The sequence below is a fragment of the Delftia sp. WSY_7 genome, from assembly GCF_043104845.1.
GTDB lineage: Bacteria > Pseudomonadota > Gammaproteobacteria > Burkholderiales > Burkholderiaceae_C > Comamonas > Comamonas tsuruhatensis.
This window is the reverse complement of record NZ_JBICLB010000034.1, coordinates 513,251-530,556: the sequence shown is the minus strand read 5'-3', so window position 1 is coordinate 530,556 and position 17,306 is coordinate 513,251. Positions and strand designations below refer to the sequence as shown.

At 68.0% G+C, this 17,306-nt stretch carries 17 protein-coding genes; 11 read left to right on the top strand and 6 right to left on the bottom strand.

The genetic code is table 11. The features are described 5' to 3' along the window. Nucleotides 1-101: 101 nt before the first annotated feature. The 7 genes from ACF8ME_RS17200 (at nt 102) to ureC (ending at nt 6,191) form a co-directional block, all read left to right on the top strand. Complete coding sequence (locus ACF8ME_RS17200) at nt 102-629, top strand: RidA family protein (RefSeq protein ID WP_392417535.1); 528 nt, start codon at nt 102-104, stop codon at nt 627-629. A 46-nt stretch (nt 630-675) separates the two neighbouring features. After that, the gene (locus ACF8ME_RS17195) at nt 676-1,932 is read left to right on the top strand and encodes an MFS transporter (protein ID WP_392417532.1); all 1,257 of its coding nucleotides are present in this window, start codon (nt 676-678) and stop codon (nt 1,930-1,932) included. Nucleotides 1,933-2,131: 199 nt separating this feature from the next. Next, on the top strand, nt 2,132-3,040 hold the full coding sequence (locus ACF8ME_RS17190; protein ID WP_392417530.1) for an urease accessory protein UreD: 909 nt from the start codon (nt 2,132-2,134) through the stop codon (nt 3,038-3,040). 17 nt (nt 3,041-3,057) lie between these two features. Then, nucleotides 3,058-3,360 (top strand): urease subunit gamma, encoded by a 303-nt coding sequence (locus ACF8ME_RS17185; RefSeq protein ID WP_012203116.1) that lies wholly within the window; start codon nt 3,058-3,060, stop codon nt 3,358-3,360. Between the two features lie 158 nt (nt 3,361-3,518). After that, entirely contained in the window at nt 3,519-4,142 is a 624-nt protein-coding gene (locus ACF8ME_RS17180; RefSeq protein WP_392417527.1) for a HupE/UreJ family protein, read from the top strand. 27 nt (nt 4,143-4,169) lie between these two features. Further along, entirely contained in the window at nt 4,170-4,475 is a 306-nt protein-coding gene (locus ACF8ME_RS17175; protein WP_392417917.1) for an urease subunit beta, read from the top strand. Between the two features lie 12 nt (nt 4,476-4,487). Beyond that, a complete protein-coding gene (ureC, locus tag ACF8ME_RS17170) occupies nt 4,488-6,191 on the top strand; it encodes an urease subunit alpha (RefSeq protein ID WP_012203113.1) in 1,704 nt (567 codons plus the stop codon). A 15-nt stretch (nt 6,192-6,206) separates the two neighbouring features. Here the strand turns inward: ureC and ACF8ME_RS17165 are convergent, their stop codons facing one another. Continuing rightward, nucleotides 6,207-6,611 carry a type II toxin-antitoxin system death-on-curing family toxin gene (locus tag ACF8ME_RS17165; protein ID WP_043789307.1) on the bottom strand — a complete coding sequence of 135 codons (405 nt, stop codon included), beginning with the start codon at nt 6,609-6,611 and terminating at the stop codon, nt 6,207-6,209. Beyond that, on the bottom strand, nt 6,608-6,835 hold the full coding sequence (locus ACF8ME_RS17160; protein ID WP_016446570.1) for an AbrB/MazE/SpoVT family DNA-binding domain-containing protein: 228 nt from the start codon (nt 6,833-6,835) through the stop codon (nt 6,608-6,610). Before ACF8ME_RS17160 ends, ACF8ME_RS17165 begins: the two co-directional genes overlap by 4 nt. Before the next feature lie 65 nt (nt 6,836-6,900). Between ACF8ME_RS17160 and ureE the strand changes: the two genes are divergently transcribed. From ureE to ureG, 3 genes are read left to right on the top strand one after another with little or no spacing between them, the layout of a single operon-like run. Then, entirely contained in the window at nt 6,901-7,545 is a 645-nt protein-coding gene (gene ureE, locus ACF8ME_RS17155; RefSeq protein ID WP_046239194.1) for an urease accessory protein UreE, read from the top strand. Further along, nucleotides 7,538-8,254, top strand: a complete 717-nt coding sequence (locus ACF8ME_RS17150; RefSeq protein WP_046986757.1) for an urease accessory protein UreF — start codon at nt 7,538-7,540, stop codon at nt 8,252-8,254. Before ureE ends, ACF8ME_RS17150 begins: the two co-directional genes overlap by 8 nt. Before the next feature lie 20 nt (nt 8,255-8,274). Next, nucleotides 8,275-8,916: an urease accessory protein UreG gene (gene ureG / locus ACF8ME_RS17145; RefSeq protein ID WP_016446573.1), complete on the top strand. Its 642-nt coding sequence runs from the start codon at nt 8,275-8,277 to the stop codon at nt 8,914-8,916. 19 nt (nt 8,917-8,935) lie between these two features. Here ureG and ACF8ME_RS17140 read toward each other — a convergent pair whose 3' ends face one another. The 4 genes from ACF8ME_RS17140 to htpG all read right to left on the bottom strand — a co-directional run bounded on the left by ACF8ME_RS17140 (nt 8,936) and on the right by htpG (nt 16,323). Next, nucleotides 8,936-9,691 carry an exosortase H-associated membrane protein gene (locus tag ACF8ME_RS17140; RefSeq protein ID WP_012203109.1) on the bottom strand — a complete coding sequence of 252 codons (756 nt, stop codon included), beginning with the start codon at nt 9,689-9,691 and terminating at the stop codon, nt 8,936-8,938. A gap of 10 nt (nt 9,692-9,701) precedes the next feature. Further along, a complete protein-coding gene (xrtH, locus tag ACF8ME_RS17135) occupies nt 9,702-10,253 on the bottom strand; it encodes an exosortase H (protein WP_071954271.1) in 552 nt (183 codons plus the stop codon). A gap of 149 nt (nt 10,254-10,402) precedes the next feature. Then, nucleotides 10,403-14,011: an IPTL-CTERM sorting domain-containing protein gene (locus ACF8ME_RS17130; protein WP_392417524.1), complete on the bottom strand. Its 3,609-nt coding sequence runs from the start codon at nt 14,009-14,011 to the stop codon at nt 10,403-10,405. 365 nt (nt 14,012-14,376) lie between these two features. Then, nucleotides 14,377-16,323, bottom strand: a complete 1,947-nt coding sequence (gene htpG / locus ACF8ME_RS17125) for a molecular chaperone HtpG (protein ID WP_017407192.1) — start codon at nt 16,321-16,323, stop codon at nt 14,377-14,379. A 243-nt stretch (nt 16,324-16,566) separates the two neighbouring features. Here htpG and aqpZ point away from each other — a divergent pair, with 243 nt between their 5' ends. Next, on the top strand, nt 16,567-17,271 hold the full coding sequence (aqpZ, locus tag ACF8ME_RS17120; RefSeq protein WP_016446578.1) for an aquaporin Z: 705 nt from the start codon (nt 16,567-16,569) through the stop codon (nt 17,269-17,271). Nucleotides 17,272-17,306 lie beyond the last annotated feature (35 nt).

Below are 17,306 nucleotides of genomic sequence, written 5' to 3'. Positions count from 1 at the left end.
TAGGTCCAAGCAGGCCTGCATTTGACCTCAACTTTGGTTGAGGTTTCACACTGGCAAGCCTCGCCGGTCCAGCCGGCGCACTTTCGGACTCCAGGCCCACCATGCAACACGACGCACTTCCAGCCGCCTCGGCACAGCCCGCCGCTTCCACGGCCCCGCAACTGCACCATCTGCAGCCCGCCGGCCTATACGACGCCACGCCCAACGGCTACACGCATGTGGTCACCGTGCACGGGCCGGCGCAATGGGCCTTCGTCTCGGGCCAGGGCGGCGAGAACCAGGCGGGCGACTTGCCCGACAGCTTCGCGGCCCAGGCGCAGCAGGCCCTGTCCAACCTCAAGCTGGCGCTGCAGGCGGCGGGCGCGGACATGGGCCAGGTGGTCAAGCTGACCCTGCTCATCGTGGACCACTCGGAGGCCCGCTTCAACGACTGGCAGGCCGCCGTGCGCCTGCATTGGAGCGACGGTGCCCCCGGCGATGGCGCCCCCGGCAATACCCTGCCGCGCTTTCCGGCCTGCACCCTGATCCCCGTGCCCCGGCTGGCCCTGCCCGGCATGCTGATCGAGGTCGATGCCGTGGCCGCACTGCCCGCCACCGCCCAGCCGGCGCGGCCGCCGCTGTGGGTCTGAGCCATCCGCTTGCCACCCATCAGCAGATACCACAGGCATTCGTCCGATGAACAGATCCTCCCCGGCCCCCGCCCTGCCCTCGCCGCCCATGCAGGCCACCGCCGCGCCCGTGCTGCCCCAGAGCACCCTGCTGCTCATGGCCACGGCCTGCGGCCTGTGCGCGGGCGCCAACTACTTCAACCAGCCGCTGCTGCACTCCATCGCCATCGACCTGGGCATCAGCGAGGCGCGTGCCTCGCTGACGGTGACCATGGCCCAGGTCTCCTATGCGCTGGGACTGCTGCTGCTCGTGCCCCTGGGCGACATGCTGGAACGCCGCCGCCTGGTGCTGGGCCTGATGCTGCTGGCCGCGCTGGGCATGCTGGCCAGCGGCATGGCGCACAGCTTCACCCTGCTGGCGGCGGGCACGCTGATGACCGGGCTGTTCTCGGTCGCGGCCCAGGTGCTGGTGCCCATGGCGGCCAGCTTTGCGGCGCCCGGCGCCAGCGGGCGCGCCGTGGGCCTGGTCATGAGCGGGCTGCTGATCGGCATCCTGGCCTCGCGCAGCGTGGCCGGCGTGCTCTCGGACCTGGGCGGCTGGAATGCCGTGTACTGGGTCGGTGCCCTGGCCACGGCCGGCGTGGCCCTGCTGCTGCGGCGCGCGCTGCCGCTGGCGCAGCCGGCCCAGCGCATCGGCTATGGCGCGGTGATGCGCTCCCTGCTCACGCTGGCGCGCGAGCAGCCGCGCCTGCGCAGCCGGGCGCTGATCGGCGGCATGGGCTTTGCCACGGTGAGCGTGCTGTTCTCGACCATGGCACTGCTGCTGGCCGGGCCGGGCTACGGGTTTGGCGATGCGCAGATCGGCCTCATCGGCCTGGTCGGCGTGGCCGGCGCCCTCATGGCCAACATGGCCGGCCGTCTGGCCGACCGGGGGCTGGAGCAGCGCACCACGCTGGCCGGCGGCCTGCTCATGCTGGCGGGCTGGGGGGCGCTGTGGCTGGGCGGCACCAGCCTGTGGTGGTTTCTGGCGGGGTTGCTCATCGTCGATGCTGCGCTGCAGGCCCTGCACATCAGCAACCAGAACGTGATCTACGCGCTGGCACCCTTGGCGCGCTCGCGCATCAATGCGGTCTATATGACGGGCTATTTCATCGGCGCCTCGGCAGGCTCGGCTGTGGGCTCGGCAGTCTGGCTGCACTGGGGATGGACAGGTGCCAGCGTGGCGGGCCTGATTCTGAGCCTGGCCACGCTGGCCGTCGTGGCCTGGGACAGGTCCCTCGCGCGCCAGGCAGGCCAGGCAGATCGACAACAGGGCCGCGCGTAAGAAAGAGCACCAGCCTGCGGCACGCTGCGCAAGAATGCACTGCAAACGTGCCGTCTTGCGCGCCTTGCCATGCAGGAAACGCACCAATCCGATGCGCCAGCGCACCAGCATGGCGCAACCGCCACTGCACCGGATTGGCACGCTAAATGCATGACAAAGGCCGTTACAACCACCACGCCCTGTACCGCCCGTCACGCCCATGTCCGCAGCGCTACCGATCACCGCCGTGCCCGCTTGCGCCTCGGGCTGGCAGGCCATGCTGGACCTGCGCTTCGGGCACCGCGCCGGCCAGGGCAGCGTGCTTTCCCACGCACGCCACAGCGGCCCGCTGCGCGTGCAAAAACCGCTGCACCCCGAAGGCCCCGGCATCTGCCATGCCGTGCTGCTGCACCCGCCCGGCGGCGTGGCCGGCGGCGACCAGTTGCAGATCGATGTGACCGTGGAGCCCGGCGCCCACGCCCTGCTGACCACACCGGGCGCCACGCGCTGGTACAAGTCCCAGGGCCGCCCGGCCGCGCAGCGCGTGCGGCTGCGCGTGGAAGAAGGCGCCATCCTGGAATGGCTGCCGCAGGAAAACATGCTGTTTGCCGGTACCGACGCCACCATGGCGCTGGACCTGGAGCTTGCCCCGGGTGCGCGCGCCATCGGCTGGGACGCCACGGTGCTGGGCCGCTATGGCGCAGGCGAGCACTGGAACCATGCCGACGCACCGCCTGCGCGGCTGCAGCTTCACAACCGGCTGACCCATGCGGGCCTGCCACTGTGGCTGGAACAGGGCGAGCTGCACTGCGGCCATGCCCTGCTGTCCAGCCCGGTTGCCTGGGCAGGCTTGCCCATACAGGCCAGCCTCTGGGCCGTGGCCCCGGAACCCCTGGCGGCCATGGAGCCATTGAGCGAGCAACTGGCCGCCAGCCTGCCCTGGAGCGATGAAGTGCGCGCCGGCGCCAGCCTGCTGGCCGGCCAGGGCGGCGCGCCCTCGGTGCTGCTGCTGCGCGTGCTTGCCCGCCGCATGGAGGCGGCACGGGCCGTGCTGCATGAAGGCTGGCGCCTGCTGCGCCCCGCACTGCTGGACATGCCTGCCCGCCCTCCCCGCCTCTGGGCCACCTGATCAACGGAGACTCATCCATGGAACTCACCCCGCGTGAAAAAGACAAGCTGCTGCTGTTCACCGCAGCTTTGGTGGCCGAGCGGCGCAAGGCGCGCGGCCTGAAGCTCAACTACCCCGAGGCCGTGGCGCTGATCAGCGCTGCCGTGCTGGAGTGGGCGCGCGACGGCAGGACCGTGGCCGAGCTCATGCACCTGGGCACCACGGTGCTGACGCGCGCCGATGTGATGGAGGGCATTCCAGAAATGATCCCGGACATCCAGGTCGAAGCCACTTTCCCGGACGGCACCAAGCTGGTCACCGTTCATCACCCAATAGTTTGACCCCCTGAGCGGCTACGCCGCTTCCCCCAAGGGGGACGGCGCCATCGCTGCGGGGCGGCGCGGCCAGCTTAGGCCCTTGCTGGGCACCCCCAACCAGCCCGCTGCATCCGCTTGTGCCGTGGGCAGATCCAGTCTCGATAGCGATCAAGGAGATCTCCATGTTCAGATTCCGCAACACTTTCAACTACCTGCTCGCCCCGGCCCTGCTGGCCGCCGCCACGGCTGCCAGCGCCCATACGGGGGCCGGCGCCCACCTGCATGCCGGCGACGGCGCCATGCAGGCCCTGATGGCCGGGCTGTCCCATCCCATTGCGGGCCTGGACCATCTGCTGGCCATGCTGGCGCTGGGCCTGTGGTGCGGGCTGATGCTCAAGCGCCAGTGGCTGCCGCCCGTGGCCTTTGCCGCATGCATGGCGCTGGGCCTGGCGCTGACGCAGACCCCGCTGGAGCTGCCGGCCGTGGAGCCCATGGTGGCCGCCTCGCTGCTGGCCTTCGGCCTGCTGCTGGTGGCCCAGCGCCGCCTGCCCGTGGCCCTGGCCATGGTGCTGGCCGGCGCCTTCGCGCTGTTCCACGGATACGCGCATGGCGAGGTCTTCCCCCACGCGCTGCCCGCAGCCGTGTTCTGGGCCTACATGGCGGGCATGGTCGCCACCACGCTGGTGCTGCATGCCCTGGGCGTGGCCTTTGGCCGGGCCATGCGCGGCGGCACGGCATCGACCTGGGCCGCACGCCTGGCCGGCGTGGCCGCCATGGGCTATGGCGCAGCAGCCCTGGCGGGCTGAACGCGGGAGCCGCACATGACCGAGCGCATCATCCCCGGCGAACTGCTGGCCGAGCCCGGCGAGATCCTGCTGAACGCAGGCCGGCCGGTGCAGACCCTCACGGTCACCAACACCGGCGACCGGCCGGTGCAGGTGGGCTCGCACTTTCATTTCTTCGAGGTCAACGAGGCCCTGCACTTCGACCGCGCCGCCGCACGCGGCTGGCGGCTGAACATCGCGGCCGGCACGGCCGTGCGCTTCGAGCCGGGCCAGGAACGCACGGTGGAACTGGTGGAAATCTCCGGCGACCGCATCATCTATGGCTTCAACGCCAAGGTGACGGGACCTCTCTGAAAGGGAACATTCATGGCAAGCATCACGCGCCAGGCCTATGCCGAGATGTTCGGCCCCACCGTGGGCGACCGCCTGCGGCTGGCCGACACGGCCCTGGTCATCGAGATCGAGAAGGACCACACGATCTACGGCGAAGAGGTCAAGTTCGGCGGCGGCAAGGTCATCCGCGACGGCATGGGCCAGAGCCAGCGCATGGCCGCCGACTGCGCCGACACCGTCATCACCAATGCCGTGATCATCGACCACTGGGGCATCGTCAAGGCCGACATCGCCATCAAGAACGGGCTGATCGCAGGCATAGGCAAGGCCGGCAATCCGGACATGCAGCCGGGCGTGACCATCGTCATCGGCCCCGGCACCGAGATCATTGCGGGCGAGGGCATGATCGTCACGGCCGGCGGCATCGACACGCACATCCACTTCATCTGCCCGCAGCAGATCGACGAGGCGCTGACCAGCGGCGTGACCACCATGATCGGCGGCGGCACGGGCCCGGCCACGGGCACCTTCGCCACCACGGTCACGCCCGGTCCCTGGCACATGGAGCGCATGCTGCAGGCCGTGGACGGCTACCCCATGAACATCGGCCTGCTGGGCAAGGGCAACGCCAGCCAGGCCGCGCCGCTGCGCGAGCAGATCGCGGCAGGCGCCATCGGCCTGAAGCTGCACGAGGACTGGGGATCGACGCCCGCCGCCATCGACTGCTGCCTGGGCGTGGCCGACGAGACCGACACCCAGGTCGCCATCCACACCGACACGCTCAACGAGGGCGGCTTCGTCGAGGCCACGGTGGCCGCCTTCAAGGGCCGCACCATCCACACCTACCACACCGAAGGCGCGGGCGGCGGCCACGCGCCCGACATCATCAAGGTCTGCGGCGAGGCCAACGTGCTGCCCTCGTCCACCAACCCCACGCGGCCCTACACGGTGAACACGCTGGACGAGCACCTGGACATGCTCATGGTCTGCCACCACCTGGACGCCTCGATTGCCGAGGACATCGCCTTCGCCGAAAGCCGCATCCGCCGCGAAACCATCGCCGCCGAGGACGTGCTGCACGACCTGGGCGCCTTCTCCATGATCTCCAGCGACAGCCAGGCCATGGGCCGCGTGGGCGAGGTCGTGCTGCGCACCTGGCAGACCGCGCACAAGATGAAGGTCCAGCGCGGCAGCCTGCCGGGCGACAACGCGCGCCACGACAACTTCCGTGTCAAGCGCTACGTGGCCAAGTACACCATCAACCCCGCACGCACGCATGGCATCGCCCATGTCGTGGGCTCGGTCGAGGTCGGCAAGCTGGCCGACCTGGTGCTGTGGCGGCCTGCGTTCTTCGGCGTCAAGCCCAGCCTCATCCTCAAGGGCGGCAGCATCGCCAGCGCCGCCATGGGCGACCCCAACGCCAGCATCCCCACGCCCCAGCCCGTGCACTACCGCCCCATGTTCGCGGGCCAGGGCAGCGGCGTGGCGGCGGCCAGCCTGACCTTCGTCTCGCAGGCCGCCCAGCAGGCCGGCGTGGCCGACCGCTACGGCCTGCGCAAGCGCACCGTGGCCGTGGAAAACTGCCGCAGCGTCAGCAAGCGCGACATGGTGCACAACGACTGGCAACCCGACATCAGCGTCGATCCCGAGACCTACCAGGTCGTGGCCGACGGCCAGCTGCTGACCTGCGAGCCCGCCACCGAGCTGCCGATGGCGCAGCGGTATTTTCTTTTTTAAGGGGGAGCAATGGGGTCAGCGGGGCAAGGGCGCACCGTGCTCACGTATCCAGAGGGCGAACCCGGCCTCGTCCAGTTCGCCTGCGGCCAAGGCCACCATGGTCAGCACACAAGACTCGTCACCCGCCGTCAATTCCCAGCCATTGAGATGGAGAAACAGCTCGGTCGCCACAAAGGCTGTGCGTTTATTGCCATCCACAAAGGGATGGTTGCGCGCGATGCCAAAGCCATAGCTGGCTGCCAGCTCGGCCGCATCAGGCGCCCCATAAGCGGCCAGATGGCGTGGCCTGGCCAGGGCGGATGCCAGCAACCCGGCATCACGCACGCCCGCCGGGCCACCATGCTCGGTCAGTTGCTCTTCGTGAACAGCCAGCATGACGGCCTCGCTGAGCCAGACCCAAACCTGCATGTTCCCGGTCATTTCGCCAGCTCACGCAAAACACCACGCCGCTTTTTCATGATCAGGCGCGCTGCATCCATCTGCTGCCCGAAGTCCTCGTCATACGGAGAAAGCTTGATGCCACCGTCGGCGACCTCGGTCAGATACACCGTGTCGCCTTTGCCCAGGTTCAGCTTCGCCAGAATCTCCTTGGGCAGGATCAAGCCCACGGAATTGCCGACCTGGGTGAGTTTGAGAGTGGTCATGATGGAATCTCCAGGGAAGTCATTGACCTCGCAATGTTATAACGAACGTTAATACGAAACAATTCATGCTCACCGTCAACAAACACATGCCCCAGGGCGGGGGCCTTGCCGCCGTGCTGGTCAGGCGCGCCGCCACGCTGGAACTGGACTGGGACATGCGCCAGAAGAGCCGCTTTGCGGCCATCGACTCCACGGGGCGCGAGCTGGCCGTGGTGCTGGCGCGCGGCAGCGTGCTGCGCGGCGGCGACGTGCTGGTGGCCGAGGATGGCAGCCTGGTCGCCGTGCGCGCGGCGCCCCAGGCGGTGTTGCGCGTGACGGCGGCCACGCCGCTGGGCCTGCTGCGTGCGGCCTACCACTTGGGCAACCGGCATATCCCGGTGGAGGTCACGCCCACGCACCTGCACCTGGAAAACGACCCCGTGCTGCACGACATGCTGCTGCGCCTGGGTGCGCAGGTGGCCCTGGTGGATGCGCCCTTCGAGCCCGAGGCCGGCGCCTATGGCGGCGGCCACCGCCACGGCCATGACGCCAGCTTTGCCGAGGACCAGGCACTGGCGCAGAGCGTGTATGCGCTGCATGACCATGGGCACGCACACGGCCATTCACACGATCATTCCCACGGGCATGAACATGGCCACGACCACAGCCATGACCATGATCACAAAGGCTGCTGCGGACACGGGCACGGCCACGACCATCCGCATGGCTGACCTGTCGATACAGGGGCTGTGCGCCCTGCTGCACCTGGCATCGCCCCAGCTGCCCGTGGGCGGCTTCAGCTATTCGCAGGGGCTGGAGGCCGCCATCGAGCACGGCCTGGTCACGGACGCCGGCACGGCGCGCACCTGGATTGCCGATGCGCTGGCCCACGGCTTTGCACGCTGCGAGGCGCCGCTGTGGCTGCTGCTGCGCCGGGCCTGGAGCGCAGGCGACGAAGGGGCAGTGCACGAATGGAACCAATGGTTCATTGCCAGCCGCGACAGCCGTGAGGCCCGTGCCGAGACGCTGCAGATGGGCTGGTCGCTGCACAGCCTGCTGCGCTCCGTGCCCTGGGGCGGCGAGGCCTTTGCGCCCCGCATCGCACAACTGGGCGCGCTGGTGGACACCCCTGGCCTGGCCTATCCCACGGCCTTTGCCTGCGCCTGCGCCGCCGTGGATGCCGACGAGGACCATGCCCTGCTGGCCTATGGCTTTGCCTGGCTGGAGAACCAGGTGGCCGCCGCCATCAAGGCCGTGCCACTGGGCCAGGTGGCGGGCCAGAGCCTGCTGCTGGCCCTGCATCCGCTGCTGGAGCAGGTCGTGGGCGAGGCACGCCGCCGCGCCAGCGAGGCGCCGCCCCGGCTGGACACCATGCTGCCCCAATGGAGCGTGCTGCAGGCGCGGCACGAACACCAGTACTCCCGGCTCTTCCGGTCCTGATCACTCACCCCAAGTCCACCATGAACACCCGCACCAAGAAACTCCCCCCGCTGCGCGTCGGCATCGGCGGCCCGGTCGGCTCCGGCAAGACCACGCTGCTGGAGATGCTGTGCAAGGCCATGCGCGCCCACTACGACCTGGTGGTCATCACCAACGACATCTACACCAAGGAAGACCAGCGCCTGCTGACGGTGGCCGAGGCCCTGCCGCCCGAGCGCATCATGGGCGTGGAGACCGGCGGCTGCCCGCACACGGCCATCCGCGAGGACGCCTCCATCAACCTCGAGGCCGTGGACCGCATGCTGCGCCAGTTTCCCGAGGCGGACATCGTCTTCATCGAAAGCGGCGGCGACAACCTGGCCGCCACCTTCAGCCCCGAGCTGTCGGACCTGACCATCTACGTGATCGACGTGGCCGGCGGCGAGAAAATTCCGCGCAAGGGCGGCCCCGGCATCACCAAGAGCGATCTGCTGGTGGTCAACAAGACCGACCTGGCGCCCTACGTGGGCGCCAACCTGTCCATCATGGAAGCCGACACGCAGCGCATGCGCGCCCACAAGCCCTATGTGATGGGCAGCGTGAAAAGCGGCAAGGGCCTGCGCGAGGTGATCGACTTCATCACCGAGCGCGGCCTGCTGCCGCCCATGCCCGCTCAGGCCTGAAGACGGCCGCGCACGGCCTTCAGCGCTGCGGCGTGCCGCTGGTGGCCTTGGCCTTGGGCAGGGTGGCCGCGCTGCTGGAAGACACCAGCGGGTGGCCGGTGGAGGTGGCGGCGCCATCGGTCTGGCGCCAGGCCGAGGGCTTGGGCGCCACCATGGGCTGGGGCGCGGCGGCAGGCGCCCGGCTGCGGTTCCAGGCCGGCAGCAGCACGCGGCGCACAAAGCCCATGTCCAGCGCCAGCCACAGCAGCACCGGGCACAGCGTGGGCACCATCAGCCCGCCCATCTGGTAGGCGTAGACGATGGCCTCCAGCTGCCATGTCTGTATGCCCAGCACGTTGAGGTCGAGCCGCGCCGCAAGGCACAGCTGCATCAGCACCTGCGAGACCACGCTGAAGGTCTGCAAGGGCAGCAGCGCCACATAGCCCACCAGGATGCGCCACCACCGGCCCGGCCCCCAGGCCGCCAGCAGCATGGCCACCAGCACCGGCAGGCCGTAGCCGTAGCGGGCGGGATCGACCTCGACGATGGCCTCGGCGCGGCGCCAGCCGGTCTGCTCGTTGGAGACCTGGACCGAGGAATTGACGACCAGGTTGCGGGGCGTCTCCAGGTCCACGCGCTGCACCCAGCCGTTGGCGGCGTTCTCCAGCACCCACTTGCTCATGCCGGACACCGGCACGGCCAGCCAGCCGGCCGCCAGCGTCCAGGCCAGGGTCAGCACCACGATGCCGCCCATGGCCAGGGCCGCGAAGCGCGAGATGGGATTGCGTCCGATCATGGCCTGCTCCTCAGGCGGCCACGGCGGCGGAAGCTGCAGCGGCGGGCGGCAGCGGCGGCTGGCCGCCGTCATCCTGCGACGGCGCCTTGCGGCCGCTCCAGCGCACCCACAGCAGCCAGAACACCAGCACGTCCAGCATGATCAGCGCCTGCCAGAGGTACTCATGCGCGAAGTTGAAGGCCGTGGTGCTCCACTGGCCCAGGTAGAACAGGCTGATGACGCGCAGCACGTTGATGGCCTGCACGGCCACGAAGCCGGCCAGCAGGCCCGCCAGCTTCTGGCGCCATGACGAGGGGAAGGCCATCACGGCGGCAAACAGCACGATGTAGGCCTCCAGGCCGTTGCAGCCGGCCTCGATGGAGACGCCGAAGCCCGTGGCCGTGTTCCACAGCACCTTGCCCGTGGCCGAGGCCGTGCTGTCGAACCAGGTCACCAGCGAGGCGCAGATGTGCGCCAGGAAGGCCGTCCAGGGCAGCACGATGTGCTGCTGCACCCAACTGAGCAGGTTCAGCCCGAACATCGTCAGCTGGATGGCCAGAAAGATCAGAAAGAAACGCAGCATGGCAGGTCTTGGAGTGTTGGTTGCCGGGCTTGCGACCTGGCGGTTGCGAAACAGTGTCCCTCTATAGGCTCGCATTATCTTCGGACCGCTCAAAGACGACAAAGGCCGGTGCGTGAATCACGCCACCGGCCCTTGTCGTCACGGGCGCATCACCGACGCTCGCGCCTGCGCATGGTCCCCAGTGCCATCAGCGCCAGCAGGGACGACATCAGCATCAGGCCCCACTGCGACAGCGTGGGAATGCTGGCCGTGCCGCCCGGCCCCGGCTTGAGCGGCGTGGTGGTCGTGCTCTTGTCGTTGTCGGGATTGCCGTCACCGGGCACCGAGACCGTTGCCGAGTTGACCAGCGGGCGGGCGCCCTTGTAGGGCTTGTCCAGCTTGGTCTCCAGCGTGAAGACGGCCGTGCCGCCCTGGGCCAGCTGCGGCACGCTGCAGGTCACGGTGCGCGTGCCGCTGGCATAGCTGCAGCCTGCCGAGGCCGAGACGAACTCCAGCCCGGCGGGCAGCACGTCGGTCACCGAGCCGCCCGCGGGCGACTGCGGATCGCGGCCGTAGTTGGTGACGGTCAGCGTGTAGCTGGCCGTGTCGCCATCGTCCAGCGGGCCGGCGGGGCCCTGCTTGCCGATCCCCAGGTCCACGGCATTGCCCTGGCGGCTGGTGGAGGTGCGGTCGGTGGTGATGTTGTTGACGATCACATCGCCGCCATTGCTCAGCCATTCCGTCTCGAAGGGCTTGACCGAGGCCTCGTGGTAGATGGTGCCGCCCGAAGCCTTGTCGGGCAGGGTCTGTGCACGCATCTTGAACTTGATGGTCATGCTCTGGCCCGGCGCCAGCGAGGGGATGGTGCACTGCAGAGGCCCGCTGGTCGCGTTCAGCGCCGGCTGCACGCCGCACCAGGATGCGGAGGCGCCGGGAATGCCGGCCAGCGCCAGGCCGTTCTGGTAGCTGAAGGTGGCCGTGGAGCCCGATGCGGGGAACTTGTCGGTCACGACCACCTGGGTGGCGTAGGAGGGGCCGGAGTTGGTCACCGTGATGGTGTATTCGGTGTCCTCACCCAGCACCAGGCCGTCCGCCGTGTGGCGCATGCTGATGTTCACATCCAGCTCGGCACGCTTGAGCCGGGCCTTGGCCTCGGCCTGGTTGTTGGCCTTGGTCAGTTCCTCGGTGGTGGTGTCGACGGCGACCGTGTTGAGGATCTCCGTGTCAGCCGCCAGATCGCCGCGCGAGCGCATCTTGTAGGTCACGGTGTACTGCGCGCCTGTGGGCAGCGGATTGGCCCAGGCGCACTCCAGCGTTCCGCCCTGCACGCCATCGGTGGCAGCCGGAGTGCAGGTGCCGCCGCCGGAGACCGTGGGCGTGCCGATGAAGATGGCGTCTGCAGGCAGCACGTCCTTGAGCGTGACATTGGCGGCCGACGAGGGGCCGTAGTTGGGCACCGTGACCGTATAGGTCAGCGGCTCGCCCGCAGCCGCCACCTTGGGCGAGACCTGCTTTTGCGCGGCGATTTCCGCGATGGCCTGCACGGTGATGCTGGCCGTCGAGGAATCGTTGCCGGGATCGGCGTCATGGATGTCCAGGGACTGGGCCGAGGCCGCGTTGGCATAGGTGCCGGTGGTGGCGCGCTTGGGGCGGATCTTGACCTCGATCACCACCTCGGCCTCCGGGGCCATGGAGGTGATGTCGCAGGTCAGATCGCGCGTCTCGCTGTTGACGCCGCCCGAAGGAGTGCCGCAGCTGGCGTTGGCGCCGGAGACGATGCGGCTGGAGACAAAGCCGCCGCCCGGGTAGGTGTACGGCACGGGATTGCCGGCCTCGTCCACCGGGTTGCCGCCCACGATGCGCACGCCGTCGGTCTGCTTGACCAGGGACTGCAGCGCGTCGCGCACGCGGACATTCGTCACCGTCGTGCTGGCCGAGTGGTTCTTCACCACCAGCTGGTAGGTGACCTCCTCACCGCTCTTGATGGCAGCCGGCGGCACGGGGCTGACCACGCTCTTGACGATGCCCACATCCACCTTGTCGGCAGACACGGTGACGGTCGCGGAGGTGGTGGCCGATGCATTGTCCCGGCCGATCACGCCAGCGGAGGCGTTATTGGTGAAGTCCAGATGGCCCGAAGCCAGCGTGACCTTGGCCCTGACCGTGATCCGGCGGCTGGCGCCCACGGCCAGGCCCGCGGTCGAGGTGCAGCTCTGGGCGGCGCAGGTCCAGTCACCCGCGCCGGTGCCCGCACCGGACATGCCGATGACGGTCATTCGGTTGTCCGCAGGGTTGTCGGATACGGTGATCAGCTGATTCGGCAGCACAGGCATGGGACCGTTGTTGGTCACCGTGATCGTGTACTGGAACTCCTCACCCGCCAGCACCGGGCGGCTGGGGCCGGCCTTGACGAGGCGCAGCCGTGCATCGTTGCTGAAGCTCACCGCCGCGCTATCGGTGTTGTTGGTCTTGTTGGGCTCGTTGAGTTCGGGTGGAACCCCGATCACGCCCTGATTGACCAGTTGCGCACCCGGCGTTCCACCCGCAGCCACGCTGGCCTTGAAGCGGATGGCCTGCATGTTGGCGTAGCCGGCCACCGGGTACTCGCCCGCGTGGGTGCAGGTGATGGTGCCGCTGTTGTGGCCGCAGTTCCAGGGCGCCGTGCTGCCGTCGAAGCCCATGAAGGTCACGCCGGCCGGCAGGGTGTCGGTGACGGTGAGATCGCGCGGCACGAGGGAGCCGCCTTCGCGGCGCGGCTGCAGCGTGTAGGTGACCTCGGTCGCCTGCAGCGCATCCAGTACCGTGGGCGCCACCTGCTTGCGCAGCGAGACATCCACGAACTCGCTGCCGCTGGAGACCACGGCGGCGCTGGCGGTGTTGTTGCCGGACTGGCCGTCGGGCATCTCCGTGCTGGCGTCCTTGTAGCCCTTGACGCTGGCAGCGCCGGCAATGGTGCCGCTCATGTTGGCGATGGCCGGCACGGTGATGGCTGGCAGCACGGCGCCTGGCAGCACCGGGCCGCCGCGCGTGCAGTTGAGCTCGCCCGAGATCAGCGGATAGCCCGAGGCCGGCGTGCAGCTCCAGCCGCTGCCTGAGGGCACGCCCGTGACCACGGCGCCGTTGGGCACGGGGAAACGCACCACGGTACGGCCACCGGCGGGGACCTCGGACGGGCCCTTGTTCTGCACGTCGATGACGTACTGGAAGGCGCCGCCGTTGGCGACGCTGGCGGGAGCCGCCATCGCGATGGCCAGATCGGCGGCCTCGGTGGTGGTGAAGTTGCGGTCCAGCTGCGTGTTGTTCTGGTCGTTGTCGTAGTCGGGCGAGGCCATGCGCGCGCTGGCCACGGCGCGCCAGTTGGTGCCGACGGTCGGCAGGATGACCTCGAAGCCCACGGACTTGAAGCCATCGGCGGGCGCCAGGTTGCCGATGTTGCAGACCAGCGTGTTGTTGCCTGCGGTGAGCACCGTGCCGGCAGCCGGTGCCGTGCAGGTGATGCCGCCCGGGCTGCTGCTGTAGCCCTGGAACACGGCGCCCACGGGCAGCACCTCGGTCAGGGTGACGCCTACGGCGTCGGGACCGATGTTGTTGTGCCTGACCTTGGCCACATAGGTGAAGGTGCCACCGGCAGGCCCTGCCGATGCGTCCTGTCCGTCATAGAGACCATCCTGGTTGACCAAGATGTCGGTATCGGCCGGCGCCGCCACGGCAGCCGCTGTTGCCAGCAAGCCGCCGGACAGCAGCGCACGCGCCAGCCAGCCCTTTCTCGTGAAAGCCATACAAACCTCTCTTTTGCTTCGTTGACAGCGCCGAATGCCGCAGGCACGGACGCACGGGGTGCCCGGCTGGAACAGCTCTGTCAAAAAGCCGACAACCGGACGCACCAAAGGGAGGCATGATGGTTCTTTATTACCAAAAGTAAATATGATCTGGAATTTTTGACAAAAGTGAGTATTTAGAAGAATTTGTGAGTTTTCCGTGAGTCCACCGACGACTACCGGTTTTCCTCACGGATTGCAGACGTGAAAAAGCCGGTGGCAGCTTGGCTGGCACCGGCTTGGAAGGCTTGTCTGCCGTGCGCTGGCACGACAGTGAGCAGGCACTGAGGCCTATGGAATGCGCCTGGGCGATCCTTGTGAGGAACTCACGCGAGAAGAGCGTTCACGCGCTTGACGTAGGCGGCCGGGTCCTCGGGCATGCCGCCTTCGGCCAGCACGGCCTGGTCGAAAAGGATGTTGGCCAGGTCATGGAAATGCACCGATCCGTCCAGCTTCTTGACCAGCGGATGCTCGGGGTTGACCTCCAGCACGGGGCGGGCGTCCGGCGCCTGCTGGCCGGCCTGCTTGAGCAGGCGCGCCAGCTGCAGGCTCATGCCGCCGTCCTGCACCACCAGGCAGGCCGGCGAGTCGACCAGACGCGTGGACACGCGCACGTCCTCGGCCTTGTCCTTGAGCGCCTCCTTGAGCTTGGCCAGCAGGGGCTTGAAGGCTTCGGCCGCTTCCTCGGCGGCCTTCTTTTCCTCTTCGTCCTGCAGCTTGCCCAGGTCCACGGCGCCCTTGGCCACGGACTGCAGCGGCGTGCCGTCGAAGTCGGTCAGGTAGCCCATGGCCCATTCGTCCACGCGGTCGGCCATCAGCAGCACTTCGATGCCCTTCTTGCGGAAGACTTCGAGCTGCGGGCTGTTGCGCGCTGCCGTCAGGGAGTCGGCCGTGATGTAGTAGATCGCGTCCTGGCCTTCCTTCATGCGGGCCTTGTAGTCGGCCAGCGAGACCATGGCGTCTTCCTGGCTGGTGGAGGCAAAGCGCAGCAGCTTGGCGATGCGTTCCTTGTTGGCGAAGTCCTCGCCCAGGCCTTCCTTGAGCACGGCGCCGAACTCGGCGTAGAACTGGCTGTACTTGCCTTCCTTGGCCTTGTCCTCTTCGCTGACCACGTCGGTGACGCCGTCCGTGCCTTCGCCGGCCTCGTGGCGATCGTGCTTGGCCAGGTCTTCCAGCATGGACAGCACGCGCTTGGTGGAGCCGTCGCGGATCAGGCGCACGTCGCGGCTTTCCTGCAGCAGCTCGCGGCTGACGTTCAGCGGCAGGTCGGCCGAGTCGATCACGCCCTTGACGAAGCGCAGGTAGCCGGGCATCAGCGCCTCGGCGTCATCCATGATGAAGACGCGCTTGACGTAGAGCTTGACGCCGGCCTTCTTGTCGCGGTTGTAGAGATCGAACGGTGCCTTGGCCGGAATGAACAGCAGCTGCGTGTACTCGGTGTTGCCCTCCACGCGATTGTGGCTCCAGGTCAGCGGGTTCTCGAAGTCGTGGCTGATGGCCTTGTAGAAGTCCTGGTACTGCTCGGCCGTGATGTCCTTCTTGGGACGCGTCCACAGCGCGCTGGCCTTGTTGATGGTCTCCCACTCGCCGGTCTTGACCATGGCGCCGGGCTGGTCGTTCTCGCCGTCCTTCCATTCCTCCTTTTCCATGAGGATGGGCAGGCTGATGTGGTCGGAGTACTTACCGATGACCTGCTTGATCTTCCAGGCATTGAGGAACTCCTCGGCCTCGGGGCGCAGGTGCAGCGTGATGCTGGTGCCGCGCTGGGGGCGCTCGATCTGCTCGACCTCGAACTCGCCCGTGCCGCCGCTGGTCCAGCGCACGCCTTCGGCGGCCGGCAGGCCCGCGCGGCGTGTTTCCACGGTGATCTTGTCGGCCACGATGTAGCCCGAGTAAAAGCCCACGCCGAACTGGCCGATGAGCTGCGAGTCCGACTTCTGGTCGCCCGACAGCTTTTCCATGAAGGCCTTGGTGCCGCTCTTGGCGATGGTGCCCAGGTTGTCGATGGCTTCCTGCTCGCTCATGCCGATGCCGGTGTCGGCAATGGTCAGCGTCTTGGCGGCGGCGTCGAAGGACACGCGCACTTCCAGGTTGGGCTGGTCTTCATACAGCGCGGCATTGTTCAGCGCCTCGAAGCGCAGCTTGTCGCAGGCGTCCGATGCGTTGGAGACCAGCTCGCGCAGGAAGATCTCGGGGTTGGAATACAGCGAATGCGTGACCAGGTGCAGCAGCTGTGCAACTTCGGCCTGAAAAGAATGGGTTTGCTTGCTCATGCAGACAGTGTCCTATGTCCTATGGGTTCACAACAGGGAAAAAATCAGCCCTCATCTCGGGTCGGCGGATGCAATTTCAAGAGCCCGCCGCCCCTGTGGCGACGCAGGCTGTGGACGATTGTTCACTTTCTTGCCCTCTCGGCAGGCCAGGCGCAGCGCTATAACTGCGCCACTTTCCGCCATTCGGCGGGCAGTGCGCGCAGGGCCCGGGCGCAGCGGCGGGCCTGTTTCAGGAGATTTCCCATGCACAGCTCTGTTCAAAAATGGTCCGCAGAATTCCTCGGAACCCTGTGGCTGACCCTGGGCGGCTGCGGTGCGGCCGTGCTGGCCGCCGCCTTCCCGCAGGTGGGCATCGGCCTGGTCGGCGTCTCGCTGGCCTTCGGCCTGACGGTGGTCACCGGCGCCTATGCCTTCGGTCCCATCTCGGGCGGGCACTTCAACCCTGCCGTCTCCGTGGGCCTGGCCATGGGCGGGCGCTTTGCCTGGAGCGAGCTGCCGGGCTACGTCGTGTCCCAGGTGCTGGGCGCCATCACGGGCGCAGGCATTCTCTACGTGATCGCCACGGGCAAGGCCGGTGCCGACATCGGCGGCTTTGCCACCAACGGCTTCGGCACGCATTCGCCGGGCGGCTACGGCATGACGGCTGCCCTGGTCACCGAGGTGGTGATGACGGCCTTCTTCATCCTGGTCATCCTGGGCGCCACGGCCAAGCGCGCGGCAGCCGGCTTTGGCGGGCTGGCCATCGGCCTGTGCCTGACGCTGATCCACCTGATCTCGATTCCCGTGACCAACACCTCGGTCAATCCCGCGCGCAGCACGGGCCCGGCCCTGTTCGGTCCCGAGATCGCCGTCTCGCAACTGTGGCTGTTCTGGGTGGCCCCCATCGTGGGCGCGCTGATCGGCGCCGTGATCTACAAGGCCCTGCTGTCCAATCCGGCCGACGAGTAAGGCCAGGCACGGGCGCAGCAGGCGCCCCGCAGCAA

Coding starts and splice junctions, on each gene's coding strand:
- ACF8ME_RS17130 (WP_392417524.1), bottom strand. CDS start 14,011: ATGGCTTTCACGAGAAAGGGCTGGCTGGCGCGTGCGCTGCTGTCCGGC.
- ureC (WP_012203113.1), top strand. CDS start 4,488: ATGGCAAGCATCACGCGCCAGGCCTATGCCGAGATGTTCGGCCCCACC.
- ACF8ME_RS17160 (WP_016446570.1), bottom strand. CDS start 6,835: ATGACCACTCTCAAACTCACCCAGGTCGGCAATTCCGTGGGCTTGATC.
- xrtH (WP_071954271.1), bottom strand. CDS start 10,253: ATGCTGCGTTTCTTTCTGATCTTTCTGGCCATCCAGCTGACGATGTTC.
- ACF8ME_RS17200 (WP_392417535.1), top strand. CDS start 102: ATGCAACACGACGCACTTCCAGCCGCCTCGGCACAGCCCGCCGCTTCC.
- ACF8ME_RS17190 (WP_392417530.1), top strand. CDS start 2,132: ATGTCCGCAGCGCTACCGATCACCGCCGTGCCCGCTTGCGCCTCGGGC.
- ACF8ME_RS17195 (WP_392417532.1), top strand. CDS start 676: ATGAACAGATCCTCCCCGGCCCCCGCCCTGCCCTCGCCGCCCATGCAG.
- ACF8ME_RS17185 (WP_012203116.1), top strand. CDS start 3,058: ATGGAACTCACCCCGCGTGAAAAAGACAAGCTGCTGCTGTTCACCGCA.
- ACF8ME_RS17180 (WP_392417527.1), top strand. CDS start 3,519: ATGTTCAGATTCCGCAACACTTTCAACTACCTGCTCGCCCCGGCCCTG.
- ACF8ME_RS17140 (WP_012203109.1), bottom strand. CDS start 9,691: ATGATCGGACGCAATCCCATCTCGCGCTTCGCGGCCCTGGCCATGGGC.
- ACF8ME_RS17150 (WP_046986757.1), top strand. CDS start 7,538: ATGGCTGACCTGTCGATACAGGGGCTGTGCGCCCTGCTGCACCTGGCA.
- ureG (WP_016446573.1), top strand. CDS start 8,275: ATGAACACCCGCACCAAGAAACTCCCCCCGCTGCGCGTCGGCATCGGC.
- aqpZ (WP_016446578.1), top strand. CDS start 16,567: ATGCACAGCTCTGTTCAAAAATGGTCCGCAGAATTCCTCGGAACCCTG.
- htpG (WP_017407192.1), bottom strand. CDS start 16,323: ATGAGCAAGCAAACCCATTCTTTTCAGGCCGAAGTTGCACAGCTGCTG.
- ACF8ME_RS17165 (WP_043789307.1), bottom strand. CDS start 6,611: ATGACCGGGAACATGCAGGTTTGGGTCTGGCTCAGCGAGGCCGTCATG.
- ureE (WP_046239194.1), top strand. CDS start 6,901: ATGCTCACCGTCAACAAACACATGCCCCAGGGCGGGGGCCTTGCCGCC.